Genomic DNA, 17,979 nt, shown 5'->3' on the forward strand with positions numbered 1-17,979 from the left:
CCCGCGCGGGAGCCGGGGACGGCCGAAGGGCCCCCGGACGGTCGTCCGGGAGCCCTTCAGGGGTGCTGTGCTGGAGCTCAGTTGCCCGCGAGCTTCTCGCGGAGAGCCGCGAGTGCCTCGTCGCTGGCCAGCGTGCCCTCGTCGGCGCGGTCGTCCGAGCTGTACGAGGAGGAGGCCTGCGAGCCGGACTCGGCGGGAGCCTCGGAGCCGGATTCGGCGTCGGCCGCGATGGCTTTCGCGACCTGCTTCTTGTGCTCCTCCCAGCGGGCCTGGGCGGCGGCGTACTGCTGCTCCCACTCCTCGCGCTGGGTCTCGTAGCCTTCCAACCACTCCTGGGTCTCCGGATCGAAGCCCTCGGGGTACTTGTAGTTCCCGTCCTCGTCGTACTCCTGGGTCATGCCGTAGAGCGCGGGGTCGAGGAACTCCTCGGCCTCCGGGTCGACGCCCTCGTTGGCCTGCTTGAGGGACAGCGAGATCCGGCGGCGATCGAGGTCGATGTCGATGACCTTGACGTAGATGGTCTCGTCGACGCTGACGACCTGCTCGGGCAGATCGATGTGGCGCACGGCGAGCTCGGAGATGTGCACGAGGCCCTCGATGCCGTCCTCGACGCGCACGAACGCACCGAACGGGACGAGCTTGGTGACCTTGCCCGGCACGATCTGTCCGATGACGTGGGTGCGGGCGAAGTGCTGCCACGGATCTTCCTGGGTGGCCTTGAGCGACAGGGACACGCGCTCGCGGTCCATGTCGACGTCGAGGACCTCGACGGTGACCTCGTCGCCCACGGTGACGACCTCGCTCGGGTGGTCGATGTGCTTCCACGAGAGCTCGGAGACGTGGACGAGCCCGTCGACGCCGCCGAGGTCGACGAAGGCGCCGAAGTTGACGATCGAGGACACGACGCCGGGCCGGACCTGGCCCTTCTGCAGGGTCTGCAGGAAGTCGTGGCGGACCGCCGACTGGGTCTCCTCGAGCCAGGCGCGGCGGGAGAGGACGACGTTGTTGCGGTTCTTGTCGAGCTCGATGATCTTCGCCTCGACCTGCTGGCCGATGTACGGCGCGAGGTCGCGCACGCGGCGCATCTCGACGAGCGAGGCCGGGAGGAATCCGCGGAGTCCGATGTCGACGATGAGGCCGCCCTTGACGACCTCGATGACGGTGCCGGTGACGACGCCCTCTTCGTCCTTGACCTTCTCGATGTCGCCCCAGGCGCGCTCGTACTGCGCGCGCTTCTTCGACAGCATCAGGCGTCCGTCCTTGTCCTCCTTGGTGAGGACCAGGGCTTCGATGTCGTCTCCGACCTCGACCACCTCGGCGGGATCGACATCATGCTTGATCGACAGCTCGCGCGAAAGGATGACGCCTTCCGTCTTGTAGCCGATGTCGACCAGAACTTCGTCGCGGTCGACCTTGACCACCGTTCCCTCGACGATGTCTCCGTCGTTGAAGTACTTGATGGTCTCGTCGACTGCCGCGAGGAAATCTTCCGCAGATCCGATGTCGTTGACTGCGATCTGCTCGTTCTTCGCCGTGTCCGGCGTGGTGGTGGTCATAAAGGTAGGGACTCCGTAATGGACTGATGCCCGTCGGCCGGGGCCGGCGGTCTCGGTGCGTGTGGATGGACAGGTGCTGCGCCGCGCGATGGTGCTGCGGTGGTGCCGTGATGCACGCGCTCGCCGTCGGCCGGAGCGTGCACCGGGTGGGCGGCCCCGGCGATCGACCTGCCGGTGGACCGAGAGGTGAACCCGAGGCGAACCGGAAGTGACACGGGATGTGACACCATGGGACACGACGACCGCGCGTGCTGAGCACAGCGCATACAGTGTCAATCGTAGCACCTGACAGCACCCGCGTGCACCCCGGTGCCCAGTGCCCGCACGGCGCGGGCGAGGAACGGAGAAGCCATGACCGACAGCGAATACTCCCCCGAGATCATCAGCGGGGGGTACCGCGCGATCGACGAGGAGGCCTCGGTCCGGGCCAACCGCACCTACTGGGACGGCTCGGCCGCGGACTATCTCGCCGAGCACGGCAGCTTCCTCGGCGCGAGCGAGTTCGTGTGGTGTCCCGAGGGTGTGCACGAATCCGATGTCGGACTGCTCGGCGACGTCGCCCGCCGGCAGATCCTCGAGGTCGGCTGCGGTGCCGGCCAGTGCTCCCGCTGGCTCGCCGAGCAGGGGGCGCTCGCGACCGGCGTCGACCTCTCCTCCGGGATGCTCGAGCAGGCCTCCCGGCTCCAGCGCGAGCACCCGCTCGATCCGTCCACGGTGCCGCCGACCTTCCTCCAGGCCGATGCCCGCGCCCTGCCGTTCCCCTCCGGCAGCTTCGACATGGCCTTCTCGTCCTACGGCGCGCTGCCGTTCGTCAAGGACGCCGAGGTGGTGCTCTCCGAGGTCGCGCGCGTGCTGCGCCCCGGAGGCACCTGGGTGTTCTCCGTCACGCACCCGGTGCGCTGGATGTTCCCCGACGTCCCCGGCGAGGCCGGGCTCACCGTCGAGTACTCGTACTTCGACCGCACGCCCTACGTCGAGCTCGACGGGGACGGGCACCCGGTGTACGCCGAGCACCACCGCACGATGGGCGACTGGATCTCGCTGCTCGTCGACTCCGGGTTCGTCCTCACCGGGCTCACCGAGCCGGAATGGCCCGAGCACAACCGGACGGCGTGGGGCGGCTGGTCGCCTTTGCGCGGCCAGGTCATGCCCGGCACCGCGATCTTCTCCACCCGCCTGCCGGAGTAGGCGGCCGGCCCCGTTGCGCCCCGTGACGCAGCGGGCGCCCGGCCTCAGTGGGCGGCCTGCTGCCAGGTCGCGCCGCGGCCGATGTTGACCTCGAGCGGCACCTCGAGCTCCGCGGCCGCACCCATCGTGGTCGCGAGCAGCTCGGCCACCGCATCGAACTCGCCGTCGGCGAGCTCGAGCACGATCTCGTCGTGCACCTGGAGGAGCACCCGGCTGGCCAGCCCGGCCTCGGCGAGCGCCGCGTCGACGCGGAGCATCGCGATCTTCATGATGTCGGCCGCAGTGCCCTGGATCGGGGCGTTGAGCGCGGCGCGTTCGGCCATCTCGCGGACCTGGCGGCGGTCGCTGCTCAGCTGCGGGAGGTAGCGGCGACGGCCGTACATCGTCTCGGTGTATCCCACTCGGCGGGCGGACTCGACGGCTCCGGCGAGGTACTCCTGGACGGCGCCGAAGCGCTCGAAGTACTCGTCCATGAGGCCACGCGCCTCCTCGACGCCGATCCGCAGCTGCTTGGACAGACCGTAGGCGGACAGGCCGTAGACGAGCCCGTAGGACATCGCCTTGACCTTGGAGCGCATCGCCGGGGTGACGGCGTCGGTGCTCACGTCGAACACGCGCGCACCGACGAAGGAGTGGAGGTCCTCGCCGGCCCGGAACGCGTCGATGAGCCCCGCATCGCCCGACAGATGGGCCATGATGCGCATCTCGATCTGCGAGTAGTCGGCGGTGACGAGGTCGGCGAAGCCGTCCCCGGCCGCGGGCACGAACATCTCGCGGATGCGCCGCCCGGCGTCGGTGCGCACGGGGATGTTCTGGAGGTTCGGGTCGATCGAGGACAGGCGGCCGGTCGCCGCGACCGTCTGCAGGTAGGTCGTGTGGATCCGGTCGTCGTCGGCGACCATCCGCTCGAGCCCGACGACGGTCTGCTTGAGCTTCGTCGTGTCGCGGTAGCCGAGCAGGTGCTCGAGGAAGGGGTGCCCGGTCTTGACGAACAGGTCGGTGAGCGCGTCGGCGTCGGTGGTCCACCCGGTCTTCGTGCGCTTGGTGCGCGGCATCTCGAGCTCCTCGAACAGCACCGTCTGGAGCTGCTTGGGCGAGCCGAGGTTGACCTCGTGGCCGATCGCGGCGTAGGCGGCGTCCGCGCTCGCCTGGGCCTGGGCGCCGAACTCGGCCCCGAGCGCTGTGAGCCCGGAGCGGTCGACGGCGATCCCGGTGAGCTCCATCCGCGCGAGGATCGTCACGAGCGGGATCTCGATGTCGGTGAGCACCCCGGTCATCCCGGCGGCCTCGATCCGCTCCCGGAGCACCGCGGCGAGGGGGAGCACCGCCCAGGCGCTCCGGCCGATGCCGGTGAGCGCGCTCGCGGCGTCCGCCGGCCCGAGGTCGAGCGTGCCGGCCTCGGGCTCGTCCTCCGCGACGGCGGGGCTGAACCCGCAGTGGCGGGTGCAGAGATCGGCGAGCTCGTAGGTCCGCTGGTCGGGCACGAGCAGGTACGCGGCGATCTCGGTGTCGAGCGCGAGGTGCGGCAGCGGGTACCCGGCCTGGGCAAGCGCCTTGAGCTGCGGCTTGGCGCTGTGGAGCACGAGTCCGGGATGCGAGCCGAGCAGCTCCGACAGCGCGTCGACGGCCGCCGGGTCGAGTGTCGTGAGGTCGGCGGTGACGGCCGCATCGCCCTGCGCGATCCCGATCGCGTCGACGGTGCCGAGGCCGAGCTCGAAGCGCGCGTCGGTGGCGACCCCGACCGGCGCCTCGGCGTCGAGCCCGGAGACGAACTCGACGAGCCCGGCGGCGTCGACGAGGCGCGGGACGGGGATCTCCGCGTCGGCCGCCGGTGCCGCGGCGGCGCCGAGCAGAGGTTCGAGGCGGCGCCCGAGGACCTGGAACTCGAGCTGGTCGAGCAGCGCCTCGACGGCCTCCCGGTCGGCCTCTCCGCGCACCGCCTCCGCCGCCGAGGTGGCGAGCTCGAGGTCGGTGACGAGCCGATTGAGGCGATGGTTGCGCTCGACCTCGGACAGGTGGGCGCGCAGGTTCTCCCCGGCCTTCCCGCCGATGTCGTCCGCGGCGGCGAGGACCGCGGGGAGGTCGCCGTACTTCGTCAACCACTTCGCCGCGGTCTTGTCGCCGACGCCGGGCACACCGGGCAGATTGTCGGCCTTCTCCCCCACGAGCGCCGCGAGCCCCCGGTAGTTCTCCGGGCTCACGCCGTACTTGTCCTCGATGGCCTCCGGGGTCATCCGGGCGAGCTCGCTCACCCCGCGCTTGGGGTAGAGGATCGTCACGCTCGGCGAGGCCAGCTGGAAGGAGTCCTTGTCCCCGGTGACGATCCCGGTCTCCATCCCCGCGGCGGTGCCCTGCACGGCGAGGGTGGCGAGCACGTCGTCGGCCTCGAAGCCCTCCTGCGTCACCACCGGCACGGCGAGGGCGCGCAGCAGGTCCTGGATGAGCTCGACCTGGCCGTGGAACTCCGGCGGGGTCTTCGCCCGGCCGGCCTTGTACTCCGGGTACTCCTCGAGCCGGAAGGTCTCGCGGCCGAGGTCGAAGGCGACCGCGATGTGGGTGGGCTCCTCGGAGGCGAGTACATTGATGAGCATGGACACGAAGCCGTAGACGGCGTTCGTGGACTGGCCCGTGGTGGTGGAGAAGTTCTCCACCGGCAGGGCGTAGAAGGCGCGGTAGGCCAGGGAGTGGCCGTCGATCAGCAGCAGTCTGCGGGTATCCGTACTCACCCTGCCAGCCTAGCGCCTCGCGTCCCCGCACGCCCCGCACCCACCTCGACGCACCCGTTCGGCTGCCCGGAGCAAGGAGTAGGAATGACCGCACACGATCGACCGCGCATGGAGCCGGGGCTCGCCCCCGAGGACTACCGCCGCCTCATGGAGTACAACGCCGGCCGCACGTCGGGCACGCTCGTCGAGCGGTGCGGCATCGAGTTCCTCGACATGGGCTACGACTGGTTCTCCGCCCGGATGCCGGTGGAGGGCAATCTGCAGCCGGCCGGGCTGTTCCACGGCGGGGCGCACGTCGTGCTCGCGGAGACCCTGGGGTCGATGCACTCGTACCTGCTGGCGAACGGGCACGACGTCGTCGGAGTCGATCTCAACGCCACCCATCTGCGGCCCATCCGCGAGGGCTGGGTCTACGGCCGCGCGGAGGTCCTCCACCACGGGCGCACGCTCATCAGCCACGAGGTGAAGATGACGAACGCGGACGGGAAGCTGCTGTCGATCGTGCGGATCACGAACTTCGTCCTCGCGCAGCGCTCGCAGGGCTGAGCCCGCTCGCAGCGCTGGGCCTGGCCGCCGGAGTTCGGATCAGCCCTTGTTGCCGATCTGGCTGAGGACGGTCTCGGCGACCTCGCGCATCGTCAGACGCCGGTCCATCGACGTCTTCTGGATCCAGCGGAACGCCTCGGGCTCGGTGAGCCCCATGTTCGACATGAGCAGGCTCTTCGCCCGGTCGACGAGCTTGCGGGTCTCGAAGCGGTCGGTGAGGTCGGCGATCTCCGTCTCGAGCGCACCGATCTCGGCGTGCCGCGACAGCGCGATCTCGAGCGCCGGGGCGAGGTCGGCGGCGGTGAAGGGCTTGACGACGTAGGCCATCGCGCCGGCGTCGCGAGCGCGCTCGACGAGCTCCTTCTGCGAGAACGCGGTGAGGAGCACGACCGGGGCGATGCGGGCGCGGGCGATGCGCTCGGCGGCGGAGATGCCGTCGAGGATCGGCATCTTGATGTCCATCACCACGAGGTCGGGGCGGAGCTCCTCGGCGAGGCGGATCGCGGATTCGCCGTCGGCGGCCTCGCCGACGACGTCGTAGCCGATCTCACGGAGCATCTCGACGATGTCGAGGCGGATGACCGCCTCGTCCTCGGCGACGACGATCCGGCGGACCGGACCCTGATCGGGGGCGGGGGCGCTGTCTGAAGTAGGCACGCCCCGATCTTAGACCCCCGGGCGCGGGCTTAGCCACCTGCCCCGGGCCCGGCGACGCGCGCATGCACGCACGTGCTCTACCATGGACGGGTATGCCGGATTGGCGGAATTGGTAGACGCGGCGCACTCAAAATGCGCTGTCGCAAGACGTGCGGGTTCGAGTCCCGCATCCGGTACTCGAAGCCGCGCGGGCACCCCGGCAGGATCCCGGGGCGCTCCCGCTCCCCCGCTCAGGACTGCGCGGCGTCCTCCCGGATCTCCCCGTACCCCTCGAGCGGGTTCTCCCCGTTGTCCGACTCGTCGCGGTAGGCCGCGGCCAGCCCCTTCGAGGCATCCCCGATCCGGTGCACGCGCAGCGCGTTCGTCGACCCGGCGATCCCCGGCGGGGAGCCGGCGACGATGACGCACAGCTGCCCCTCCTGGGCACGACCGTTGCCGAGCAGCACCGCATCGACCTGGCGCGCCATCTGGTCGGTGTGGCGCACCTCCTTGACGAGGAACACCTGGGCGCCCCAGGTCAGCGCGAGCTGGTGCCGCACGCGCACGTCCGGGGTGAAGGCGAGGATCGGATGCGGGGCGCGCAGGCGCGACATCCGGCGCACCGAGTCGCCCGACTGGGTGAAGGTGCACAGCAGGTCGATGTCGAGCTGCTGGGCGACCCGCACCGCGGCCGCGGTGATCGCGCCGCCGCGGGTGTGCGGCTCGGTGCCGAGCTCCGCGATCCGCTCGAGCCCGTGCTCCTCCGTCGAGGTGATGATCCGGCTCATCGTGCGCACCGCCTCGAGCCAGTGCGCCCCGACCGAGGTCTCCCCTGAGAGCATGAGGGCGTCCGCGCCGTCGAGCACGGCGTTCGCGCAGTCGGAGGCCTCCGCGCGGGTGGGGCGCGGCTCCTCGATCATCGACTCGAGCATCTGGGTGGCCACGATGACGGGCTTGGCCTGCCGCCGGCACAGCTCGACGGTGCGCTTCTGCACGATCGGCACCTGCTCGAGCGGGAGCTCGACGCCGAGGTCGCCGCGGGCGACCATGATCCCGTCGAAGGCCTGCACGATGTCCGGGAGCACCTCGACGGCCTGCGGCTTCTCGAGCTTCGCGATGACCGGGATGAGGATGTCCTCCTCGCGCATGACATCACGCACGAGCTCGGCGTCCGCGGGAGTGCGGACGAAGGACAGGGCGACCCAGTCGGCACCGAGGTGCAGGCCCCAGCGGAGGTCCTCGATGTCCTTGTCCGACATCGCCGGCACGGACACCGCCACGCCGGGCAGGTTGATGCCCTTGTGGTCGGAGATGCGGCCGCCGACCTCGACCTCGCAGCGGACGTCGGTGTCGGTGACCTCGACGGCGCGCAGCCGGATCCGGCCGTCGTCGACGAGGAGCGGATCGCCGACCTCGACGTCGCCGGGCAGTCCGGCGTAGCTCGTCGACACCTCGCTCGCCGAGCCCGCGACGTCCCGCGTGGTGACCGTGAAGGCATCCCCCTTGGAGAGCTCCGGCTTCGCGCCGTCGGCGAAGGTGCCGACGCGGATCTTCGGACCCTGGAGATCGATGAGGACGCCGACGGTGCGCCCGGTGTCCTGGGCGGCCTGGCGCACCCAGCGGTAGCGCTCCTCGTGCTCGGCACGGGTGCCGTGGCTGAAGTTGAAGCGGGCGACGTCGACGCCCTCCTCGATCAGCGCGCGGATGTCCTCGTAGGTTGCTTGGGCGGGGCCGAGAGTGGCGACGATCTTTGCATGCCTCATGCCGTCCACCCTAGTCATCCGGGGTGCCCCGCGTCGCGTGCGCAACGAGGAATTCGCGCATCCGTCATCATCCTCACACCCGCCGCACGGTGCGCCGGGAGCGGAGGGGTCACACGCTGAGCGCGGCCTCCGTGGGCGTGACCGGCTTGGGCAGCAGCGTCGAGCCCATGAGGTAGGCGTCGACCTCCGCGGCCGCCGCACGGCCCTCGGCGATCGCCCACACGATGAGCGACTGGCCGCGGCCGGCGTCGCCGGCGACGTAGACGCCGGGGACATCGGTCGAGTAGTCGCGGGCCCGGGCGAAGCTGCCGCGCTCGACGGCGAGCCCCCAATCGGCGAGCTGCGCGGTCTCCGGGCCGGTGAAGCCCAGCGCGATGAGCACGAGGTCGGCGGGGATCTCCTGCTCGGTGCCCGGCAGCGGGACGCGCCGGCCGTCGACGAACCCGGTCTCCGCCACCGACAGCGCGCGCAGCGCACCGGCGTCGTCGGAGAGGAACTCCACCGTGGAGGCGAGGAAGGTCCGCTCCCCGCCCTCCTCGTGGCTGGTCGAGACCTCGAACACGCGCGGCGTCGTGGGCCAGGGGCCGTCGGCGGGGCGCTCGACGGGCGGGCGCTTGCCGATCGCGAGCGTCGTCACCGAGTTCGCCTGCTGGCGCAGGGCGGTGCCGAGGCAGTCGGAGCCGGTGTCGCCGCCGCCGATGATGATGACGTCCTTGCCGGCGGCGTCGATGATCTCGACCTCGTCCCCGGCCTGCTGCCGGTTGACGGGCACGAGGTAGTCCATCGCGAACTCGACGCCGGGCAGGTCCCGGCCGGGCAGCGGGAGATCGCGCGGGGCGAGCGCACCGGTGCACACGACGATCGCGTCGAAGCGGTCGTGGAGGTCGTCCCAGGAGATGTCGACGCCGATCTCGACCCCGGTGCGGAACCGGGTGCCCTCGGCGCGCATCTGCGCGAGCCGGCGGTCGATGTGGTGCTTCTCGAGCTTGAAGTCCGGGATGCCGTAGCGCAGCAGCCCGCCCACCCGGTCGTCGCGCTCGTACACGACGACGGTGTGGCCTGCCCGGGTGAGCTGCTGGGCGGCGGCGAGGCCGGCCGGCCCGGACCCGACGACGGCGACCCGGCGCCCGGAGATCCGCTCCGCGACGAAGGGCGTGATGAGTCCCTCCTCGAACCCGCGGTCGACGATGGTGACCTCGATGTTCTTGATCGTCACCGCCGGCTGGTTGATGCCGAGCACGCAGGCGTTCTCGCACGGTGCGGGGCAGGCGCGGCCGGTGAACTCCGGGAAGTTGTTCGTGCTGTGGAGGAGGCCGACGGCGCGCTCGAGCTCGTCGCGCCACATCGCGTCGTTCCACTCCGGGATGTAGTTCCCCAGCGGGCACCCCTGGTGGCAGAAGGGGATGCCGCAGTCCATGCAGCGTCCGGCCTGCTCGATGAACGCCTGCCGGTCCATCGTCGTGTTGATCTCCCGGTAGTCCATGAGCCGCACCGGGACCGGTCGCTTGGGCGGGAGCTCGCGCTCGGTGACCTTGAGGAATCCGCGCGGATCAGCCATGAGTTGCCTCCAGAATCGTGGTCCAGGCCTCGTCGCCCTCCGGGTCGAGCCCCGACTCGGCGCACTGCGCCTGGATCTCGAGGACCGCCGCGTAGTCGGCGGGGACGATGCGGGTGAAGCGGGCGAGCACGTCCTCGCCGCGGTCGTGGGCGGCGAGCAGCTCGGATGCGAGCGACGAGCCGGTGTGGTGGACGTGCGAGGCGAGGAGCTCGAGGAGCTCGGCGGAGTCCTCGGCCTGCACCCCGTCCAGCCGGAACCGGCCGGCGCGCACGTCCGCCCGATTCATCCGCGCGGCGTCGAAGTCGAGCAGATAGGCGGTGCCGCCGGACATCCCCGCGCCGAAGTTCCGGCCCACCGCGCCGAGGACCACCGCGGTGCCGCCGGTCATGTACTCCAGGCCGTGGTCGCCGATCCCCTCGACGACCGCGCGGGCCCCGGAGTTGCGGACGAGGAACCGCTCGCCGACCTGACCGGAGATGTACATCTCGCCGCTCGTCGCGCCGTAGCCGATGACGTTGCCGGCGATGACGTTGTCCTCCGGCCGGCCGGACACGCCGGGTGCGGTGCGCACTGCGATGCGCCCGCCGGACAGCCCCTTGCCGACGTAGTCGTTCGCGTCGCCGGAGAGGTGGATGCTCACCCCGGCGGGCAGGAACGCGCCGAGCGACTGGCCGGCGTTGCCGCTGAGGCGCACGGTGATCGTGTCGTCGGGGAGCTCGTCGGTGCCGAAGGTGCGCGTCACGGTGTGGCCGAGCAGCGTGCCGACGCTGCGGTCGATGTTGCACACCTCGGCGTCGATCTCCACCGCCTCCCGGTTCCGCAGGGCGGGTGCGGCGGCGCTGATGAGGCGCTGGTCGAAGTGCTCCTCGATGCGGTGGTTCTGCACCGTCGTCTGCTTGCGCACCGTCGCCGGCGAGCCGTCGACGAGGGTCGGCACGGTGAGGATCGGCGTGAGGTCGAGCCCCTGCGCCTTCCAGTGCCCGATCGCCTTGCGCATATCGATCCGCTCGACCTGCCCGATCGCCTCGCCGAGACTGCGGAAGCCGAGCTCGGCGAGGAGCTCACGGACCTCCTCGGCGATGAACTCGAAGAAGTTGACGACGAACTCCGGCTTCCCGGTGAACCGGCTGCGCAGCACCGGGTTCTGGGTCGCGACGCCGACGGGGCAGGTGTCCTTGTGGCACACGCGCATCATCACGCAGCCGGACACGACGAGCGGGGCCGTCGCGAAGCCGAACTCCTCGGCGCCGAGCAGCGCGGCGATGACGACGTCGCGGCCGGTCTTGAGCTGGCCGTCGACCTGGACGCTGATTCGCTCGCGGAGATCGTTGAGGAGCAGGGTCTGCTGCGCCTCGGCGAGGCCGAGCTCCCAGGGGGCGCCGGCGTGCTTGAGAGAGTTGAGCGGGCTCGCACCGGTGCCGCCGTCGTGGCCGGACACGAGCACGACGTCCGCGCTCGCCTTCGCCACGCCCGAGGCGACCGTGCCGATGCCCATCCCCGCGACGAGCTTGACGTGGATGCGGGCGGCCGGGTTGGCCCGCTTGAGGTCGTGGATGAGCTGGGCGAGGTCCTCGATCGAGTAGATGTCGTGGTGCGGCGGCGGGGAGATCAGGCCGACGCCCGGGGTCGCGTGGCGGGTGCGCGCCACCCAGGGGTAGACCTTCGACGGCGGGAGCTGCCCGCCCTCGCCGGGCTTCGCGCCCTGCGCCATCTTGATCTGGATGTCCTCGGCGTGGGTGAGGTAGAGGCTGGTGACGCCGAAGCGCCCGCTCGCCACCTGCTTGATCGCCGAGCGCCGCTCCGGGTCGAGGAGCCGGTCGACGTCCTCGCCGCCCTCTCCGGTGTTCGACTTGCCGCCGAGCCGGTTCATCGCGATCGCGAGCGTCTCGTGCGCCTCCTGCGACAGCGAGCCGTAGCTCATCGCCCCGGTCGAGAACCGGCGCACGATCGAGCTCACCGGCTCGACCTCCTCGAGCGGGATCGGGCCCGAGTCGAGCGGCCGCAGGTCGAACAGCCCGCGCAGCGTCATGAGCTCCTCGGCCTGGTCGTCGACGAGGCGGGTGTACTCGCGGAAGATGTCGTAGCGGCGGGTGCGGGTCGAGTGCTGGAGCTTGAACACCGTCTCCGGGTTGAAGAGGTGGGTGGGGCCCTCGCGGCGCCACTGGTACTCCCCGCCGATCTCGAGCCGGCGGTGCGGCAGCGGCGGGTGCTGGGCGGGGTAGGCCATGGTGTGGCGGGCATCGACCTCGGCGGCCACGCCCTCGATGCTCAGGCCCTCGAGCCGGGACACCGTGCCGGTGAAGTAGCGGTCGACGAAGGCCTTGGACAGGCCGACGGCCTCGAAGGTCTGGGCGCCCTGGTAGGACTGCACCGTCGAGATGCCCATCTTCGACATGATCTTGAGCAGGCCCTTGTTGAGGGCGGTGAGGAGGTTCGCGACGGCCTGCTCCTCGGTCACCGAGGGGATCCGGCCCTCGCGGACGAGGAGCTCCGCGGTCTCCATCGCGAGATAGGGGTTGACCGCGGAGGCGCCGTAGGCCATGAGGGTCGCGACGTGGTGGACCTCGCGGACGTCGCCGGCCTCGACGAGGAGCGACACCCGGGTGCGGGAGCGCTCACGGATGAGGTGGTGGTGGATCGCCGAGGTCAGCAGCAGCGAGGGGATCGGGGCGAGCTCGGCGGTGGAGTCGCGGTCGGACACGATGAGGTAGTGGACCCCGCGCGCGATCGCCTCGCTCGCCTCGGTGCACAGCTCCTCGATCCGACGGGCCATGCTCACTCCCCCGCCGGCCGGCGCGTAGAGCCCGCTGAGCACGTGGGACGAGGGCCGCTCCGCGCCGCCGCGGCGGCGCGGCTTGGTGAGGTGGACGAACTTCGCGAGCTCGTCGTTGTCGATCACCGGGTAGGGCAGGAGGACCTGCCGGGCGTGCTCGGGGCCGGCGGCGAGCAGGTTGTGCTCGCGGCCGAGCCCGGTCGCGAGGCTGGTGACGAGCTCCTCGCGGATCGCATCGAGCGGCGGGTTCGTCACCTGCGCGAAGCTCTGCACGAAGTAGTCGAAGAGCATCCGCGGGCGCTGCGCGAACGCGGCGATCGCGGTGTCGGAGCCCATCGCGCCGATCGGCTCCGCACCGGTCTCCGCCATCGGTCCGATGAGGAACATGAGGTCCTCGTCGTTGTAGCCGAAGGTGCGCTGGCGGCGGTCCACGGAGGACTGCGGGTGGACGATGTGCTCCCGGTCGGGCAGGTCGGCGAGCTCGGAGCTCTCCGTCTCGAGCCACTCCGCGTAGGGGTGCGCGGCGGCGAGCTCGTCCTTGATCTCCGCATCCGGCACGATCCGGCCGGCGGCGGTGTCGACGAGGAACATGCGGCCGGGCTTGAGGCGGCCGCGCTTGATGATCCGCTCGTCGGGCAGGTCGATGACGCCGACCTCGCTGGCGAGCACGACGGTGTCGTCGGTGACGACGTAGCGGGCGGGCCGCAGGCCGTTGCGGTCGAGGACGGCGCCGGCCACAGTCCCGTCGGTGAAGGACACGCAGGCGGGTCCGTCCCACGGCTCCATGAGGAGCGAGTGGTACTCGTAGAAGGCCCGACGCGCCGGGTCCATGGAGTCGTCGTTCTGCCACGCCTCGGGGATCATCATCATCACCGCGTGGGGCAGCGAGCGGCCGCCCATGACGAGGAGCTCGAGGACCTCGTCGAACGACGCGGAGTCGGAGGCGCCCTCGGTGACGACGGGGAAGAACCGGCTGAGGTCGCGGGTCGAGCCGTCGGACCACGGCGAGGCGAGGGTCTGGGCCGACATGTCGCTCTCCCGGGCGCGCATCCAGTTGCGGTTGCCGCGCACGGTGTTGATCTCGCCGTTGTGGGCGATCATCCGGAAGGGCTGCGCGAGCGGCCAGGACGGGAAGGTGTTCGTCGAGAACCGGGAGTGGACGAGCGCGATCCGGGACACGAAGCGCTCGTCGCGCAGGTCGGGGTAGAACGCCTCGACCTGGGCGGTCGTGAGCATGCCCTTGTAGGTCAGCGTCTTCGAGGACAGCGAGGGGAAGTAGATCCCCTCGTGCTCGCTGCGCTTGCGGGTCGCGAAGCACCGCCGCTCGAGCTCCTCCTGGAGCGGATGGCCGTGGTCGTCGGTGGTCACCGGGATCTTCGGGTCGAGGGCGAGGAACACCTGGCTGAACTGCGGCATGACGGCCCGCGAGGCGCGTCCGACGATATCGGCGACGATGGGCACCTTGCGCCAGCCGAGCACCCGCAGGCCCTCCTCGGCGGCGAAGCCGGAGACGATCGCGCGGCCGCGCTCGGGGTCGGCGGGGTCGAGGAACGCCGTGCCGACGGCGTAGTCGCCGGGCTCCGGCAGGGAGAAGTCGAGGACGTCGCTCAGGAACCGGTGCGGGACCTGGACCGTGATGCCGGCCCCGTCGCCGGTGCCCTCGTCGCCGCCGACGGCACCGCGGTGCTCCATGTTCCGCAGCGCGGTGAGGGCTTGCTGGACGACGAGGTGGTCGGCGTCCCCGCGGTAGCGGACGATCATCGCCAATCCGCACGAGTCGCGCTCGGCCCCGGGATCGTAGAGTCCCCGTGCGGCCGGGAGGGCACTGTGGGGCAGGGCGGGCGCGGACATGCGGGATGGGCTCATGGCACCGTCCTTCTCAACTGCTGCGGACATGGTTTCTGCGGACGGCGCTGTCTGCATCGGTCAGCGGGCGGACCCCGAGGACCTGCGAGAGGTGACGCGGGTCACCGATCGCGGGTTTGCAGTGTACACGAACTGTCAGTCGGCGCGCGGCGGGCGTTCGGATCGTGTGCGCGACCCCACCTGCGGGACGATCGAGATCGCCGAGGTCACCGCACCGAAGAAGCCGAAGCTCCGCTTCGACATCGTCGAGCCGCGCGGAGCCTCGGGGTCCTCGGGATCACGCGGAGCAGGGCCGGGCGCCCACCCGGGAGCGGCGTCCCCGGGGGCGGTGCCGGCGGCCGTGGGGCCGGCATGGCCGGCCGAACCATGGTCGTCGTGGTCACGGCCGTCGGTGTCGTCTTCCGATCCGGGCTGCGCCCGCCGGCCCGTGTAGACCCCGTCCTCGGGTGCCCGATGGCGGATCCGGGAGAGCACGAACAGCGCCGCGCCGAGGGCGAAGACGAGGATCGACACCCAGACGTTGAGGCGGACGCCGAGGATGAGCTCGGCGGTGTCGATGCGCAGCGCCTCGATCCACACGCGGCCGGCGGTGTAGTAACAGATGTAGAGGAAGAACACCTGGCCGTGGCCGAGCGCGAACCGGCGCCCGGCCCAGATCAGGAGGACGAACCCGACGAGGTTCCACAGGGACTCGTAGAGGAAGGTCGGGTGGAACAGGGTGTCGACCGGGAGCGCGGCGTCGGGCCAGTTGGGGTTGGGCGCGCCGTCGATCTCGCGGTCGATCGCCAGCCCCCACGGCAGGGTGGTCGGGGCGCCGAACAGCTCCTGGTTGAACCAGTTGCCCCAGCGGCCGACGGCCTGGGCGAGGATGAGCCCGGGAGCCGCGGCGTCGAGGAACGCGGTGAAGCGGATGCCGTAGTGCCGGCAGACGAAGAAGACGGTGAGGACGCCGAGCGCGACCGCGCCCCAGATGCCGAGCCCGCCGTTCCAGATGTAGAGCGCTGCGACCGGATTCCCGTTCGGCCCGAAGTACGGGTCGGGGGTGGAGAACACGTGGTAGAGCCGGCCGCCGATGATGCCGGCGGGAATCGCCCACATGGCGATGTTCCACAGGTCGTCCTCGGACCCCCCGCGCGCCTGCCAGCGACGGTTCGTCACCCACAGCGCGAGCACGATGCCGAGCAGGATGCACAGCGCGTAGGCGTGGATGGTCAGCGGTCCCAGCGAGAACCCGCTCCACGAGGGCGAGGGGATCGCTGCGAGCACGTCGACGGCCGTTCCGGCGGTGCTCGGCTCAGCCACGGTCGCGCACCCCGGCGGCGAACTCCGCGGCCTGCCGCTCGAGTGCGGCGGTCCCGCCGGAGTCGAGCGCCTTGACGAGCGCGGAGCCGACGATGACCCCGTCGGCGTAGGCCGCGACCTCGGCGGCCTGCTCGCGCGTCGACACGCCGAGTCCCACGCACACGTGCTCGGCGCCGGCCGAGCGGGTGTCGGCGACGAGCTGGGCGGCCGCGGAGCCGACCTCGGCGCGGGTGCCGGTGACGCCCATCGTCGAGGCGGCATAGACGAAGCCGCGCGAGCTGCCGGCGACGTAGGCGAGCCGCTCGGGGCTCGAGGACGGCGCGACGAGGAAGATCCGATCGAGCCCGTGGGCGTCGGAGGCCGCGATCCACTCCCCCGCCTCGTCCGGGACGAGGTCGGGGGTGACGATGCCGCTGCCGCCGGCCGCGGCGAGGTCGCGGGCGAACGCCTCGACCCCGTAGCGCTCGACGATGTTCCAGTACGTCATCGTCACCGCCGCTGCGCCGGCCTCGCGGACGGCCTCGATCGCGGTGAGGACGTCGCGGGTGCGCACCCCGCCGGCGAGCGCGGTGACGCCCGCGGCCTCGATGACCGGGCCGTCCATCCCGGGGTCGCTGTAGGGCATGCCGACCTCGACGATGTCGACGCCGCCGGCGACGAGGGCGCGCATCGCGTCGAGCGAGCCGGGCACGTCGGGATAGCCGACCGGCAGGTAGCCGATGAAGGCGGCGCGGTTCTCCGCCGCGCAGGCGCGGAGCACGGGTGCGGTGCTCATCAGTCCTCCTCGTTGTTCGCGTCGAAGTAGCCGAAGTACTTCCCCGCCGTGTCGACGTCCTTGTCGCCGCGGCCGGACAGGCACACGGCGATGACGGCATCGGGCCCGAGCTCGCGGCCGAGCTGGAGCGCCCCGGCCAGAGCATGGGCGCTCTCGATCGCGGGGATGATGCCCTCGGTGCGGGCGAGCAGCCGGAAGGCCTCCATCGCCTCGGCGTCGGTGATCGCCCGGTACTCGCCCCGGCCGGAGTCGTGGAGCCAAGCGTGCTCGGGACCGACCCCGGGGTAGTCGAGGCCGGCGGAGATCGAATGGCTCTCGATCGTCTGTCCGTCGTCGTCCTGGAGCATCATCGAGCGGGCGCCGTGGAGCACGCCCTCGGTGCCCCGGGTGAGGGACGCGGCGTGGAGCTCTCCCCCGTCGCCGCCGGGCTCGCACCCGACGAGCCGGACCCCGGAGTCGGGGATGAAGGCGTGGAACATGCCCATCGCGTTGGACCCGCCGCCCACACAGGCGGTGACGGCGTCGGGCAGGCGGCCGACGAGCTCCTCGATCTGGGCGCGCGCCTCGAGCCCGATGATCCGCTGGAACTCGCGCACGAGCATGGGGAAGGGGTGCGGGCCGGCGACGGTGCCGAACACGTAGTGGGTGGTGTCGACGCTCGCGACCCAGTCGCGGAAGGTCGCGTTGATCGCGTCCTTGAGGGTGCGGGATCCGGCCTCGACGGCGATGACCTCGGCACCGAGGAGCCGCATCCGGGCGACGTTGAGGGCCTGCCGCTCGGTGTCCTGGGCGCCCATGTAGATCCGGCACTCGAGTCCCATGAGGGCGGCAGCGGTGGCGGTCGCGACGCCGTGCTGGCCGGCCCCGGTCTCCGCGATGAGACGGGTCTTGCCCATCCGCTGTGCGAGCAGCGCCTGCCCGAGGACGTTGTTGATCTTGTGGCTGCCGGTGTGGTTGAGGTCCTCGCGCTTGAGGAGGATCCGGGCACCACCGGCGTGCTCGGCGAAGCGCGGGGCCTCGGTGAGCAGGCTCGGGCGGCCGGTGTAGTCGCGGTGGAGGCGGTGGAGCTCGGCGACGAACCCGGGGTCGACGGTCGCCTTGGCGAAGGCGTCGGTGATCTCGTCGAGGGCGCTGATGAGCGCTTCCGGGATGAAGCGGCCGCCGAACGTCCCGAAGTACGGGCCCTGGGGCAGTTCGGAGGCCGGTGATGAGAACAGCTCGTGGTCCATGAGGTCCTTCGGGATCGGATGCGGCGAGTGGAGCGGCGCGCGGGCGTGCCGGAGGCGGCGG

General features: G+C 71.3%; 11 protein-coding genes and 1 tRNA gene. 3 read left to right on the forward strand and 9 right to left on the reverse strand.

Going from position 1 to position 17,979, the window contains the following annotated elements; translation table 11 throughout:
* Window positions 1-77 precede the first annotated feature (77 nt).
* Window positions 78-1,556: a 30S ribosomal protein S1 gene (rpsA, locus tag AB0I45_RS02100; RefSeq protein WP_137319782.1), complete on the reverse strand. Its 1,479-nt coding sequence runs from the start codon at window positions 1,554-1,556 to the stop codon at window positions 78-80.
* A 351-nt stretch (window positions 1,557-1,907) separates the two neighbouring features.
* Here rpsA and AB0I45_RS02105 point away from each other — a divergent pair, with 351 nt between their 5' ends.
* A complete protein-coding gene (locus AB0I45_RS02105) occupies window positions 1,908-2,744 on the forward strand; it encodes a class I SAM-dependent methyltransferase (protein ID WP_295688885.1) in 837 nt (278 codons plus the stop codon).
* Between the two features lie 44 nt (window positions 2,745-2,788).
* Here AB0I45_RS02105 and polA read toward each other — a convergent pair whose 3' ends face one another.
* Window positions 2,789-5,470: a DNA polymerase I gene (gene polA, locus AB0I45_RS02110; protein ID WP_295688888.1), complete on the reverse strand. Its 2,682-nt coding sequence runs from the start codon at window positions 5,468-5,470 to the stop codon at window positions 2,789-2,791.
* Between the two features lie 84 nt (window positions 5,471-5,554).
* On the opposite strand from polA, the gene AB0I45_RS02115 reads away from it, so the two are divergent.
* Window positions 5,555-6,016 carry a hotdog fold thioesterase gene (locus AB0I45_RS02115; protein WP_295688889.1) on the forward strand — a complete coding sequence of 154 codons (462 nt, stop codon included), beginning with the start codon at window positions 5,555-5,557 and terminating at the stop codon, window positions 6,014-6,016.
* Between the two features lie 39 nt (window positions 6,017-6,055).
* Here the strand turns inward: AB0I45_RS02115 and AB0I45_RS02120 are convergent, their stop codons facing one another.
* Complete coding sequence (locus AB0I45_RS02120; protein ID WP_137319785.1) at window positions 6,056-6,673, reverse strand: response regulator; 618 nt, start codon at window positions 6,671-6,673, stop codon at window positions 6,056-6,058.
* 94 nt (window positions 6,674-6,767) lie between these two features.
* On the opposite strand from AB0I45_RS02120, the gene AB0I45_RS02125 reads away from it, so the two are divergent.
* Window positions 6,768-6,849, forward strand: a tRNA-Leu gene (locus tag AB0I45_RS02125).
* 54 nt (window positions 6,850-6,903) lie between these two features.
* On the opposite strand, the gene pyk is transcribed toward AB0I45_RS02125, so the two are convergent.
* The 6 genes from pyk to trpB all read right to left on the reverse strand — a co-directional run bounded on the left by pyk (window position 6,904) and on the right by trpB (window position 17,918).
* A complete protein-coding gene (gene pyk / locus AB0I45_RS02130; protein ID WP_265809600.1) occupies window positions 6,904-8,433 on the reverse strand; it encodes a pyruvate kinase in 1,530 nt (509 codons plus the stop codon).
* Between the two features lie 91 nt (window positions 8,434-8,524).
* Complete coding sequence (locus AB0I45_RS02135) at window positions 8,525-9,973, reverse strand: glutamate synthase subunit beta (protein ID WP_295688892.1); 1,449 nt, start codon at window positions 9,971-9,973, stop codon at window positions 8,525-8,527.
* Window positions 9,966-14,612 (reverse strand): glutamate synthase large subunit, encoded by a 4,647-nt coding sequence (gene gltB / locus AB0I45_RS02140; RefSeq protein WP_295688894.1) that lies wholly within the window; start codon window positions 14,610-14,612, stop codon window positions 9,966-9,968. Before gltB ends, AB0I45_RS02135 begins: the two co-directional genes overlap by 8 nt.
* Before the next feature lie 135 nt (window positions 14,613-14,747).
* Window positions 14,748-15,914: a prolipoprotein diacylglyceryl transferase gene (gene lgt / locus AB0I45_RS02145; protein ID WP_295688896.1), complete on the reverse strand. Its 1,167-nt coding sequence runs from the start codon at window positions 15,912-15,914 to the stop codon at window positions 14,748-14,750.
* Window positions 15,907-16,689, reverse strand: a complete 783-nt coding sequence (gene trpA, locus AB0I45_RS02150; protein WP_247424860.1) for a tryptophan synthase subunit alpha — start codon at window positions 16,687-16,689, stop codon at window positions 15,907-15,909. Before trpA ends, lgt begins: the two co-directional genes overlap by 8 nt.
* Window positions 16,689-17,918, reverse strand: coding sequence for a tryptophan synthase subunit beta (gene trpB / locus AB0I45_RS02155; protein WP_295688898.1), 1,230 nt, complete (start codon window positions 17,916-17,918; stop codon window positions 16,689-16,691). Before trpB ends, trpA begins: the two co-directional genes overlap by 1 nt.
* Window positions 17,919-17,979 lie beyond the last annotated feature (61 nt).

Source organism: Brevibacterium sp. NPDC049920, from assembly GCF_040656435.1.
Lineage (GTDB): Bacteria > Actinomycetota > Actinomycetes > Actinomycetales > Brevibacteriaceae > Brevibacterium > Brevibacterium pityocampae.